Origin of the sequence: Natronorubrum halalkaliphilum (assembly GCF_009834785.1) — an archaeon.
GTDB lineage: Archaea > Halobacteriota > Halobacteria > Halobacteriales > Natrialbaceae > Natronorubrum > Natronorubrum halalkaliphilum.
In genome coordinates this window covers 127,654-137,544 of record NZ_WUYX01000027.1, presented here as the reverse complement: position 1 = coordinate 137,544, position 9,891 = coordinate 127,654, and the positions used below count along the sequence as shown (strand labels likewise).

Here is a 9,891-nt window from a genome sequence, read left to right as displayed (position 1 = left end):
TGTGAAAACCCACAGTGGGCGTCGGGTTGCCCCGACCCTAAGCTATGGGATTGTAAGGAAATTGGTAGGAGCCGGTGGAGGGATATCAGCCAAACCCTTAACATAGTCGGCTTGGAGTGACATTCATGGCACCTGATCCGAAGCAGGGCGTCGAAACACTCCGCGAGAAGCTCACCACGGGCGATCGCGGCGGCTCCGACGTTGATCGCGAACTCCTCTTGGACTTCAGCGATGAGCTTCGACTCCGACGGGAGGACTACGGTCACTACCGACACGAGAAGTTGCTCCGGCATCTCGTCCGGATGAGCGAGCACGCCGACGTCGAGCTCCACGAGTCGATCCTCGAGAACGCCGAGGACGTCGATGACGAGACGTTCTACGAAGCGAAGGACGCCGCGAAGACGGTCGTCCGCTGGATCCACGACACCTATGACGTCGAGGACGGTTCCCAGGAGACCAACCGCGACTACCGCGTCGCGTTCCGGCTGCTCGCCAAGCACGTCACCCGTGGCGACGAGATCCCCGACACTCACGACTGGATCTCGACGAAGACTACTCGTGATTACGATCCCGAACCGGACGAAGCGGATATGCTCGACCTGGAGCATGACGTCAAACCGATGATCGAGATGGCCCGCAACCCACGCGACAAGGCAATCATCGCGCTGCAGTTCGAGGGCGGGTTCCGCGGCGGTGAGCTCTACGACATGACGGTCGGCGACGTCACCGACGGCGAGCACTCGACCAAGGTCCGCGTCGACGGGAAGCGCGGCGAGCACGACGTCCACCTGATCTTCGCGACGCCGTACGTGAACCGCTGGCTGAACGACCATCCCGGCGGTCGCGATGACTACCTCTGGTCGAAGCTCAACAGCACCGGTCGGCTCAGCTACCAGCGGTTCCTCCAGTGCTTCAAAGAACCCGCTGCCCGCGCCGACATCCAGAAGCCGGTCACGCCGACCAACCTGCGGAAGTCGAACGCTTACTGGCTTTCCACCCGTGACAAGTCCCAAGCGTTCATCGAAGACCGTCAGGGTCGTGCCCGGGGCTCGCCGGTCATCTCCCGGTACGTCGCGAAGTTCTCCGGCGAGACCCAGGAGAAGGAGTACGCGGCCATGCACGGTCTCGAGGTCGACACTGAGGACACGACCGAAGAGGTCGCGCCGGTCACCTGCCCCCGTTGTGGCGAAAAGACACCGCACGACCGAGACTTCTGCATCCACTGCCGCTTCAGTCTCGACCTCGAGGCGAAGGAGTTGATCGACATGCTGAAAGAGCGGATCGACGACGAGATCGTCGACGAAGAAGACCCCGGTCGACGGAAGGAACTCATGTCCGGCCGCCGAACCATCGAGGAGAAGCCCCACGTGATGGATCGCGACCAGCTTCATGAATTGGCCTCCTCGCTGTCGGTCGAGGACTGAAGCGCGATCTCGAAGATGCGCCCCACCTCGTCGTCGTAGCGATTCGCGAGTCGTTCGAACAGCTCTCGCTCGTCGTCGGTCAACTCGTCGCTCGGGTCCTCGGCGTTCGGCGTCGTACTCTTACTCATCGTTGGTCACCTGGTTGCGGATGTAGATGCGCTCGGACCACGGCCGGTCCATCAGTTCGATGCACGTGACGAGCCCGCCCTGACGGGCGAGCAGCACGGTGTCAGTACGACGGTGGTAGCGGGCAACAGCGCCGCGCTTGGCGCTGGGGTAGTGGATCGGGTCGGCCTCGCTCCAGGCCTCCTCGACGTCGACGTCGTCGAGCAGCGCCCGGTCGGGCCAGCGGTCCTCAACGTGAATCGAGACCTCGCCAATCGAGTGTTCGGCTGCACGCCGGCGTTCGCGACCGGCGACGTCGTCGGAGGTCTCGAGGACTTGGGCGCTCATGCGACCACCCCGTAGGCGAGCGTAAGCGTCGCCCAGAAGACGAGCGCGACCAGGCCAAGCAGCGCGATCGTCTGCAGTGGGCTCAGTCGAGCTCGCTCGGCGAGGCGGCCGTCGTAGTACTCGTCGCAGGTCTCGGGAGAGACACGCCCGTCGCCGCCGCAGTGATCGCACACCGTGTTTCCGCTGTGGAAGCACTCGCCGTTCGCGTGGCACAGATCATCGATGCAGTCGATGAACTCGCCGCGTCCGTCGCAGCTGGGGCAGTGGATGCCGTCGGTGCGGGCCCGAATCTCGAGGGCTCGGTCGCAGTCCTCACAGAGGGTCTCGCCGTGGCGGACGTCATCGAGATCGTCGCCGCAGCGCGAGCAGCGTTCGTCCCATCCCGACATCAGTCGTCACCTCGCGCTGGAACATCGCGAACGTCTCCGTAGCACCCGAGCGCCACTGTGATCGTGCGGGCGCGTCCACGGGAGACACCGAGTTCCTCGCTGACATCGCCGAGCGTCTCGTGCTCGGCGACAGCTTGCTCGACATCGGCCGCCGTGACGCCGTCGGGGAGGTCGACTGGATCTGCATCGCCTTCCTCGCAACTTTTCGGTCCGTGCCCCTGGAGCGCCTTCCGGCTCTCGAACGTCTGGCCACATCCATCGCAGCGGACGTCGTCCTCGTCGTCGCTGTCCTCGAGCGCATCGACCGTGACGTCTTCGGCGGTATCGCTCTGGGCGTTGTCACCGCTGTTGGGTTCGTGGACGCCGTGTTTTTTCATGCGCCGAAAGACAGCGGTGTAGCCGATCTCGAATCGCTCAGCAGCAGTGCTGATGTTGCCGTCCGCCTCGTCGTAGGCCCGTTGGAGATCCTCGGTCGACGTGTGATCGAGGACGTCGTCGACATCGTCCTCGGGGTCTTCGTCCTCAAGGTCGGTGGCCGACTCGACGGGCGTCTGTGCTCGCTCAACATCGTTCGAGATCTCGGACATCGTCTCGACGAGATCCAGTTCGGCCTCATTCGGAACGGTCACCGCTAGCTGCCCTCGGATCGCATCTTCGTCGACGTCGAGCAGCTGCGCACTGTCGACATCGATCGGCGTCTCCTGGAGCGTGTTGACGACGTCGGCGAGTCGTCGGAGTGCGTCAGCGTTGACGGTCATCGCGAATCAACCTCCTCGCGATCGTGGACCTCCCCACAGACGCCACACGAGACGCCGTCGACATCGCGCTCGTTACTGATAGCCGAGTGTCCGCACGGGAGCAGTGCGTTGTCGTCACCCTCCTCGAGGACAGTCTGGATGCGGCCGTAGGCATCGCGATCGGTCTGCCAGATGCAACGGCGTTTACTCCACTCTTCGCACTTGATACGGTCGACCCGCTGGACGATGCCCCTGTTTTGGAGACCAACAAGGCGGTTCGCGAGTTCGTCCGAGATTGCTTTTGAACGCCACTGCTCACCAGGCTCGGGAAGGTCCTGAAGGAGCGTCGCGTTGCGGCGGATATACGGCACCTGTGACTGGGGTTGTCCCTCTCGGGGGACGCCAGTACTCACGCTTGGTCACCCCCTTCTGTTCGCGTGGGGTTCTCAGAATCTGAGTCTGGGTCAGTGGCCGCGTCTTGTGACCGCTCGTCTGCATTCTCTAACTGCGGGATGATCCGTTGGGCCGCCGCATTCGCCTCATGCTCAACGATTCCTCGGTCGAATACACCGTTCTCGAGTTGTTCGTTCGCCGTCTCTGCGAAGTGGTCAGAAACAGGCATCCCACAGGTGTGATGGACCCATTCGCTGTCCTCTCGAGCAACCCGCTCCGTGTCATCCCCGCAGTACTCGCACTCGAACATCGGGATCTCTACCGTAATGCTCGCCCCGAGTTGGCTCGGCATCACGTCGCTCTTGTCGCGGTCAGTACCGTCCACAGACTGACCGCCGTCGGTCACGACCGGCTGCACCAGATACGAGATCTCGGTGTTAGTCTCCCGGGCGTACTCGATCTCCGATTGCGTGGAGTCGCCGATGTAGCCGGCGACGTTGATGACGTGGATACGGTCGGCAAGGTCGATCTTCCGCTTATGGAGCGCGTCGAGCATCTGCTTCTCACCTTCGCTGAACGACACGCCGTCAGCATGGCCGAAGACGCCGCAGGAGAGGACGATCTTGCCCTCCATCGTGAGGCGCTCGTTCGCCTCGCGGTAGGTCTCTTTGAACCGCGTCGAGCCACACAGGCATACGACCTCGGGATGCTCAGTATCGCTGCTGGAGTTTACGCGCCCACCGTCTGTCGCGACCGCCCGCTCGAGATCGATGTCGTGCATTTCCTTACGAGCGTGGCGCTCCATCTCATCGGAGACGTCGACGAGGTCGTCATTGCTGTAGGACCAGGAACAGTCCTCGCAGTTCGCGCGGTGCAGCGGACGTCCGCCGTCGGTGACCAGCTGGCCGTCGCGACGATCGTGAACGCGCTCGAGGACGTCGTCGCGACGGTGCTCGACGCGGTGGGCCGTCGCCGCCGTGGCGACCGCCGCGCGTGTCGTGTCGCCGGCCTCGACGAGAACCGCGGCCTCGCGAACTGCACGCTCGAGGCGATCAGTCTCGGACCGACCACCGTCGGCTCGCAGTTCCGACGCGCGCTCGAACGTCGCATCGTCTGGGACGGTCTCTGCTCGTGTTCCCTCGAGGCGGGCCACGCATCCCTGACAGACAGGGACTTCCGCGTACCGGTCAGGGACGTACCGGAGGTCCTCGGAGCTCCACTCGAGCGGCGTCGGGATCTCATCGTCGCAGGCACACGTGTGCACGCCGGCGTCGAAATCTGTCGAGGCGTGCCAGAGTTCGCGATCGTCGCCGAGGACCCAGTGGTTGACATCCTGATCAGCTGGAGATCCGTGGCGATCCTCGAGATCGTCGAGTTTGCACTGCTGGCAGAGCCACGACTGGTTGCCGCAGGTAGAGCAGGAGGACATTACGGACGCACCTCCGCGATATCCTGCGTGCGGATCCAGGCGTCGCCGTTGCTCGGGTTCTCGAGGATATAATAGCCAGTCTCATCGACACTGGCCTGACAATCGGCGTTGGTCTCGTCCTCGATCGTTTCAAGGGCGCTATGAACGACGTCGTCCGTCTCGGCGAGGTTGGTACTGTTCGTTCCGTTACCGTCTTCTGTATGGTTGTCGTCTGTGTACATGGTTACGGATGTACCGGGGCGGGAATCTGCCCCGGGATGGTTGTCGTCTGTGACCCGCGGAGAGCCGGAGTGCGGAAGTTGGTACCTTGGCGCGCTTCGGCAGTAGCCGCGAGTGGCTGGTTCTGATGTTGGTCACGAAACCCTACTAAAGTACCCCGCGTCGTTTCGAAACAGCGTGCACGAGGTAATTGCTGCTTATCCGCTGTGCTACCGGCTATAGCCGCCGCGTAACAATATCGTGGGATAGCGTACGTGACCATGCGAGCAGGTGTTTCTGACTTCGAGTCGGGTGCTGATGACACCCGACTCACTGCAGTTTGGTTGGTAGCCTGTGCTCAGAGTCCGTTGACTTCGACAGTGTAGGACTCAGGCGCTTCCCACTCATCATCGTCTTCTGCCTGAAAGCGGGCAACAAGAGCCTCGCGCACGTACCGACTCCGGTTGGAATCAGCTTCTTCGACCCGCTCTTCAAGATCTTCCAACATTTCATCGGGCATGCTGAACGTCGGGTGCGCCATGGTACTACCATAGTAGTTCACCACCATAATAGTACCGAACCCGACTGTGTTAGAATGGTACTGTAGAATGGTACATTCTTATGGTGGTGTAGTAGAATGGTGGTACCATGACCGGGAAACGCGACAAGCAGATCTCCACCTACGTTACGGAGGAGGAAAAGCAGGAGATTCGTGTGCTCGCGGCCAAACAGGGCTACTCGGGAATCTCTGACTGGCTTCGTGAACTTGCGCTGGAAGAACTCGAGGAGGCTGGCGAAGAGGGAAACTCGACTAACGCAGCCGTCGCGACGGCTGACTAATCCAGTTCTGCAGTTTGTCTCAGTTCGAACTCTACAGGCGCTTCTAATTCCGAATCAACTGCTTCGTAGACCTTCGCGTTTGTTTCACCTGGCATTCGGATCAGGTCGTAATCCTCCATCTTCGAGAGGTAGTTACATGCCTGTCTCCAGCTGACCGGGTCTTTACTGCGGCCGTCGAAGATTGCCTCCTGGTGCTCGAGATACGCATCTTTCATCTCGCCGCCGCTAGCCGGGCCGGCGCGTCGAACGAGTTCGTATAATCGCTGATACGGCACAGGGAGACTCAGTAGGTTATCCTTCCGGATCTTCATTTTCGCACGCGAAAACGCATCGCGGACGTCGGCCTCGTGGAAGTATTCGTGGCGACGTTCCTCAGCCAACTCGGCAGCAGCGAGCACAGACTTGATCGCCCACCGGGCCACTCCACCGGTCTCGTCTGCGATCCACTCGAGTTGCCCCTCTCGGACTGGGTCACCGATCAGCCCGTGTTCGACCCGCGGTTCAAGGATATCGACGAGCTCCGGAACGTGGTATTTCCGATAGTTGATCTGACTATCCCCTCGGAAGCACGGCCGGATCTCGCGTTCGACTCGCGAGAGCCACTCCGTTTCAGAGTGCGTGATCGCGATGACCGAGAGTAACTCGACCGAGAGCAGATCATCGAGGACGTCCAGATCTGGGATGACGTCGGCCTCGTCCAGCACGATGATGAAGGGCTCGTCGACGATCTCCTCAAGGACCGAGACGAGTTCGTCGCGAGGAGAATTGCGCTGAACAACAGTCCCTGTTGGATGTTTTTCGACGGCCTCGTGGATGATGCCATTTGCCGTCTCCCCCGAGCACTCGACCAACGCAGAACTGACAGCGGCGCGCTTCCGGAGATCGCGGAGCATCCAGCGAGCGGTTGCAGTCTTTCCAACACCAGAGGGTCCGTGAATCAGGACGTCGTCAGCACGTTCCCCGCGTGTTGCGGGCTCGAGCAGTCGAGAAAGCGAGTTGAGTTCTTCATTCCGATGGAGGATGTCGGTTTGATAATCGTCGTCAAACACCCAGATATCTGCAATCATGGACGACTATTCCCTTTGGTGATATAATAGAATGATGGGCGGCGTTTCGAAACAGTGCAGTGGCCGTTTCCGATACTTCCGATAGTGCCGAAACACGTATCAACCAACCGTCCAATTTAGGTGATATGAATCGGAGAAAACTCCTCCTCGCGAGTGGCGTCACGCTATCGACTGCGCTAGCCGGCTGTGCCGGTGACGCAGACGACGAAGAGAACGGAGGCGGCACCGGCAACGGCGACGACGGTAACGGCGGCGACGATCCGAACGGCAACGGAAACGGAGACGAGAGCACCAGCGAAGACGAACCAGAACCCGACGAAGACGAAAACGGAGACGAAGAGGAATCGGAGACTGCGGATCAACCGGAGACGCAGACGTTCTCCGGGACCGGCGCCACAGTCGAAGAGGTTGCGATCGAGGGTGGACTGACCGTCGTCGACGCCGAGCACACCGGCGAGTCGAACTTCCAAGTCCGCATCTACGAGGGCGACGGCGACGAGTTCGGCGCCGGCTTCGTCAACGCGATCGGCGACTACGAGGGGGCGAGCGCAGATCTCCTCGAGGGCGGCACGCAGACGATGGATGTCGAAGCCGACGGCGAGTGGCGCCTCGAGGTCAGCCAGCCGCGAGCCACCGAAGCCGAGGCCGACGAGCTCCCGCAGACGATGAGCGGCGACACACCGGACGTGATCGGACCGATCAACTTCTCCGGCCGCCACACTGCGTACGGTGAGCACGACGGCGAATCGAACTTCCAGGTCCGTGTCTACCCCGAAGATGGGATGTTTGGTGAGGGCGTGTTCAACGAAATCGACGAGTACGAGGGCGAGACGACGTTCAACCACGACGGCGTCGGCTGGGTCGACGTCGAAGCCGACGGCACCTGGACCGTCGAGATGGAATAGCTACGAAAAGGGGCTGCTTCTACTCGCCGATCGCGACGCCACCTGTACACTCGAGGGCGACCTCGTCGACGGACTCGCACCCGGTCTCGCGCCATTGGCACCCATTCCACTCGAGGGTGACCCGCAGCCACCCGCCGTCGGATCGGGGTCGGAACGACACCTTGCGCAGCGGACCGCCGGCCGGCTGGTAACGGATATCGATCGCGTCAGTCATCGCCATCCTCTAGGTACTCGGCGATCTCGAGACAGCGCTCGAAAAGATCGTCACTGGTCAGCGGCCGTTCGAACGTTAGCGTGACCTCGATCTCGTCACCACTCGCTGCCATCAGGCCCACCTCGGTTCACCGGAAACATGCTCTCCGAGCTCACCGGCGACGTCCTCCTGGTCGACGATCGGAGGGACCGGCCGGGCGCCCGTCGCGAACGCGACGCGCTTGATGTGCTTGCACTCCCGATCGCGGAAGCGGTGGTCCGGGCACTCGCAGGTCATCAATCGTGCGTCGACGAGATACTCTGAACCAGACTCGGAGACGGCCAGGTACTGACCATCACATCCACGAACACGACCGATGTCCTCGATGACGGTCAGGTATTCGGTCAGTGCACGGCGGTCGACGCCGTCGGTTTGCTGCTCAACCGCCGCCATCACTCCGACACCTCCTCGAGCAGCTCTCCGACGTAGTGCTCGAGCTCGTCGCGTTTGGAATGCCGGATCGTGAGCTCGGCGAGTCGTGTGCCCGGCCCCCAGAGTGGCGATGTCTTGAGATCCTTGGCGAAATCGAGCGTCATCTCGTCGACGTCCCTCCCAGACGGGTTCTGGGCGTAGGATTCGAATCGGTGATCTGGCGCTTCAAAATTGTCGGCCACCTCACCGTCGACGATCGTCTCGGCGACGCCGATGAACGCCTGGGCGCGGCCGTCGACCTGGACGTCCCACTGCTCGAGTTGGTCGTCACTGATCACGTAGCGGAGGCTGCCGTCCTCGTGGTCCTCGAGCACCTCGCGGATCGCGTTGCGCTTCCAGTTCCGCAGGTCGCGAAACGCCCAGAACGTCGCGAAGCCGTCGAGTGTCTCGAGCCGTCGCGAGATCGACACCTCACCCTCGGTACGCTCGGTGACGTCACCGTGGTCGCGAACGACGGTCACGGGTCCGGATCCCTCAACGAGGAACGACCGCGGCAGTGCCGTCACGTCGACGGCCTCGCCATCGATTGCATCCGCGACGTCGGTGTCGGCTGCTTCGGACATCACTCCTCACCTCCCTCGGTGTCGTCGCGATCGTGGACGCGGGAGACGACCTCGAGTCGGCTTCGTGGGTAGGGGTAGCGTCGCAGGTCTGCCAGGTCCTTGTCCGTCCGATTCGCGAAGACGATTTGGTAGACGCGCTCCTGGGGGTCGCAGTTGTTGTATTCAGCGACGGTCTCGTCGTACTCGGGGACAGAGTACTCGCCTGCAAGATCGTCGCACTCCCGGATCACGACCATCGTCGCGTCCGGCTCGTCAGCGTCCTGAACGTGATCGCCGACGTCCAGTGGCTCGACGTCATCCGCGGGTTCGCCACCGTCGGTCGCGACCACTATTTGGGTCTGCGGTTCGACTGTCACTTGAGCGCGTTTCTGCTCAAGGAGTTCGGCCTGGGTATTGGCCTCTTCGTCGCACAGGTCGGCACCGAGGTCGGTGGCGGTAATGATTGTCATCGGCCGACCTCCGCGGCGTCGAACTCCTCGCGGTGGTGGACCATGCCGACATCATGGCCGCGGCGTGCGAGCTCCGACCGGATCGCATCCCAGTCGTTGACGTCGACGAAGCCGACGAGGCGACGTCCGACCTGGGTCGTCCGACCGAGCGTCTCGCGGTACTCGCGGGTTGGCTCGTAGACGAGCGTGCCGCCGGCGGCGTTCTCGAGTTCGTAGGGCTGTGCTTCCGAAACCGTTTCGTTCCGCTGGGTTGTAGCCATATTCGCTCTCTCCATAGAGCACGAGAGGTCGGTGCTGTAACACCGGCCTCAGATTTTCCGAGGCGCCCCGTGCTCATCCTATAATAATACAGCCGGCTA

At 61.9% G+C, this 9,891-nt stretch carries 17 protein-coding genes; 3 read left to right on the top strand and 14 right to left on the bottom strand.

The genetic code is table 11. From position 1 onward, the window contains the following. The first annotated feature begins 125 nt into the window (after positions 1-125). Positions 126-1,424 carry a tyrosine-type recombinase/integrase gene (locus GS429_RS08535; protein ID WP_160064563.1) on the top strand — a complete coding sequence of 433 codons (1,299 nt, stop codon included), beginning with the start codon at positions 126-128 and terminating at the stop codon, positions 1,422-1,424. Here the strand turns inward: GS429_RS08535 and GS429_RS08530 are convergent. The 8 genes from GS429_RS08530 to GS429_RS08495 all read right to left on the bottom strand — a co-directional run bounded on the left by GS429_RS08530 (position 1,388) and on the right by GS429_RS08495 (position 5,564). Then, positions 1,388-1,552 (bottom strand): kinesin, encoded by a 165-nt coding sequence (locus tag GS429_RS08530; protein ID WP_160064561.1) that lies wholly within the window; start codon positions 1,550-1,552, stop codon positions 1,388-1,390. The two genes, GS429_RS08535 and GS429_RS08530, sit on opposite strands and share 37 nt — an antisense overlap. Next, positions 1,545-1,877 carry a hypothetical protein gene (locus GS429_RS08525; RefSeq protein ID WP_160064559.1) on the bottom strand — a complete coding sequence of 111 codons (333 nt, stop codon included), beginning with the start codon at positions 1,875-1,877 and terminating at the stop codon, positions 1,545-1,547. The genes GS429_RS08530 and GS429_RS08525 overlap by 8 nt, the downstream gene beginning before the upstream one ends. Continuing rightward, positions 1,874-2,266: a hypothetical protein gene (locus GS429_RS08520; RefSeq protein ID WP_160064557.1), complete on the bottom strand. Its 393-nt coding sequence runs from the start codon at positions 2,264-2,266 to the stop codon at positions 1,874-1,876. Before GS429_RS08520 ends, GS429_RS08525 begins: the two co-directional genes overlap by 4 nt. Then, on the bottom strand, positions 2,266-3,024 hold the full coding sequence (locus tag GS429_RS08515; protein WP_160064555.1) for a hypothetical protein: 759 nt from the start codon (positions 3,022-3,024) through the stop codon (positions 2,266-2,268). The genes GS429_RS08520 and GS429_RS08515 overlap by 1 nt, the downstream gene beginning before the upstream one ends. Beyond that, a complete protein-coding gene (locus GS429_RS08510; protein ID WP_201293989.1) occupies positions 3,021-3,416 on the bottom strand; it encodes a hypothetical protein in 396 nt (131 codons plus the stop codon). Before GS429_RS08510 ends, GS429_RS08515 begins: the two co-directional genes overlap by 4 nt. Further along, a complete protein-coding gene (locus GS429_RS21805; protein WP_201293988.1) occupies positions 3,413-4,825 on the bottom strand; it encodes a hypothetical protein in 1,413 nt (470 codons plus the stop codon). Before GS429_RS21805 ends, GS429_RS08510 begins: the two co-directional genes overlap by 4 nt. Next, the gene (locus GS429_RS08500; protein WP_160064553.1) at positions 4,825-5,046 is read right to left on the bottom strand and encodes a hypothetical protein; all 222 of its coding nucleotides are present in this window, start codon (positions 5,044-5,046) and stop codon (positions 4,825-4,827) included. Before GS429_RS08500 ends, GS429_RS21805 begins: the two co-directional genes overlap by 1 nt. Positions 5,047-5,381: 335 nt before the next feature. After that, entirely contained in the window at positions 5,382-5,564 is a 183-nt protein-coding gene (locus tag GS429_RS08495; protein ID WP_235920774.1) for a ribbon-helix-helix domain-containing protein, read from the bottom strand. Positions 5,565-5,671: 107 nt separating this feature from the next. On the opposite strand from GS429_RS08495, the gene GS429_RS08490 reads away from it, so the two are divergent. After that, the gene (locus tag GS429_RS08490; protein WP_160064549.1) at positions 5,672-5,863 is read left to right on the top strand and encodes a plasmid mobilization protein; all 192 of its coding nucleotides are present in this window, start codon (positions 5,672-5,674) and stop codon (positions 5,861-5,863) included. Here the strand turns inward: GS429_RS08490 and GS429_RS08485 are convergent. Then, complete coding sequence (locus tag GS429_RS08485; protein ID WP_160064547.1) at positions 5,860-6,930, bottom strand: Cdc6/Cdc18 family protein; 1,071 nt, start codon at positions 6,928-6,930, stop codon at positions 5,860-5,862. The two genes, GS429_RS08490 and GS429_RS08485, sit on opposite strands and share 4 nt — an antisense overlap. A gap of 125 nt (positions 6,931-7,055) precedes the next feature. On the opposite strand from GS429_RS08485, the gene GS429_RS08480 reads away from it, so the two are divergent. Continuing rightward, positions 7,056-7,835 carry a hypothetical protein gene (locus GS429_RS08480; protein WP_160064545.1) on the top strand — a complete coding sequence of 260 codons (780 nt, stop codon included), beginning with the start codon at positions 7,056-7,058 and terminating at the stop codon, positions 7,833-7,835. A gap of 19 nt (positions 7,836-7,854) precedes the next feature. On the opposite strand, the gene GS429_RS08475 is transcribed toward GS429_RS08480, so the two are convergent. The 5 genes from GS429_RS08475 to GS429_RS08455 form a co-directional block, all read right to left on the bottom strand. Further along, complete coding sequence (locus GS429_RS08475; RefSeq protein WP_160064543.1) at positions 7,855-8,049, bottom strand: hypothetical protein; 195 nt, start codon at positions 8,047-8,049, stop codon at positions 7,855-7,857. 111 nt (positions 8,050-8,160) lie between these two features. Further along, the gene (locus tag GS429_RS08470; RefSeq protein WP_160064541.1) at positions 8,161-8,481 is read right to left on the bottom strand and encodes a hypothetical protein; all 321 of its coding nucleotides are present in this window, start codon (positions 8,479-8,481) and stop codon (positions 8,161-8,163) included. Beyond that, positions 8,481-9,083 carry a hypothetical protein gene (locus tag GS429_RS08465; protein ID WP_160064539.1) on the bottom strand — a complete coding sequence of 201 codons (603 nt, stop codon included), beginning with the start codon at positions 9,081-9,083 and terminating at the stop codon, positions 8,481-8,483. Before GS429_RS08465 ends, GS429_RS08470 begins: the two co-directional genes overlap by 1 nt. Continuing rightward, on the bottom strand, positions 9,083-9,532 hold the full coding sequence (locus tag GS429_RS08460) for a hypothetical protein (RefSeq protein WP_160064537.1): 450 nt from the start codon (positions 9,530-9,532) through the stop codon (positions 9,083-9,085). Before GS429_RS08460 ends, GS429_RS08465 begins: the two co-directional genes overlap by 1 nt. Continuing rightward, entirely contained in the window at positions 9,529-9,792 is a 264-nt protein-coding gene (locus tag GS429_RS08455) for a hypothetical protein (RefSeq protein ID WP_160064535.1), read from the bottom strand. The genes GS429_RS08460 and GS429_RS08455 overlap by 4 nt, the downstream gene beginning before the upstream one ends. Positions 9,793-9,891: the final 99 nt, after the last annotated feature.

What these genes read in the sequence shown, in the direction of transcription:
- GS429_RS08480 (WP_160064545.1), top strand. Translation starts at nt 7,056, where the DNA reads ATGAATCGGAGAAAACTCCTCCTCGCGAGTGGCGTCACGCTATCGACT.
- GS429_RS08490 (WP_160064549.1), top strand. Translation starts at nt 5,672, where the DNA reads ATGACCGGGAAACGCGACAAGCAGATCTCCACCTACGTTACGGAGGAG.
- GS429_RS21805 (WP_201293988.1), bottom strand. Translation starts at nt 4,825, where the DNA reads ATGTCCTCCTGCTCTACCTGCGGCAACCAGTCGTGGCTCTGCCAGCAG.
- GS429_RS08485 (WP_160064547.1), bottom strand. Translation starts at nt 6,930, where the DNA reads ATGATTGCAGATATCTGGGTGTTTGACGACGATTATCAAACCGACATC.
- GS429_RS08475 (WP_160064543.1), bottom strand. Translation starts at nt 8,049, where the DNA reads ATGACTGACGCGATCGATATCCGTTACCAGCCGGCCGGCGGTCCGCTG.
- GS429_RS08525 (WP_160064559.1), bottom strand. Translation starts at nt 1,877, where the DNA reads ATGAGCGCCCAAGTCCTCGAGACCTCCGACGACGTCGCCGGTCGCGAA.
- GS429_RS08515 (WP_160064555.1), bottom strand. Translation starts at nt 3,024, where the DNA reads ATGACCGTCAACGCTGACGCACTCCGACGACTCGCCGACGTCGTCAAC.
- GS429_RS08465 (WP_160064539.1), bottom strand. Translation starts at nt 9,083, where the DNA reads ATGTCCGAAGCAGCCGACACCGACGTCGCGGATGCAATCGATGGCGAG.
- GS429_RS08520 (WP_160064557.1), bottom strand. Translation starts at nt 2,266, where the DNA reads ATGTCGGGATGGGACGAACGCTGCTCGCGCTGCGGCGACGATCTCGAT.
- GS429_RS08455 (WP_160064535.1), bottom strand. Translation starts at nt 9,792, where the DNA reads ATGGCTACAACCCAGCGGAACGAAACGGTTTCGGAAGCACAGCCCTAC.
- GS429_RS08460 (WP_160064537.1), bottom strand. Translation starts at nt 9,532, where the DNA reads ATGACAATCATTACCGCCACCGACCTCGGTGCCGACCTGTGCGACGAA.
- GS429_RS08530 (WP_160064561.1), bottom strand. Translation starts at nt 1,552, where the DNA reads ATGAGTAAGAGTACGACGCCGAACGCCGAGGACCCGAGCGACGAGTTG.
- GS429_RS08495 (WP_235920774.1), bottom strand. Translation starts at nt 5,564, where the DNA reads ATGGCGCACCCGACGTTCAGCATGCCCGATGAAATGTTGGAAGATCTT.
- GS429_RS08500 (WP_160064553.1), bottom strand. Translation starts at nt 5,046, where the DNA reads ATGTACACAGACGACAACCATACAGAAGACGGTAACGGAACGAACAGT.
- GS429_RS08470 (WP_160064541.1), bottom strand. Translation starts at nt 8,481, where the DNA reads ATGGCGGCGGTTGAGCAGCAAACCGACGGCGTCGACCGCCGTGCACTG.
- GS429_RS08535 (WP_160064563.1), top strand. Translation starts at nt 126, where the DNA reads ATGGCACCTGATCCGAAGCAGGGCGTCGAAACACTCCGCGAGAAGCTC.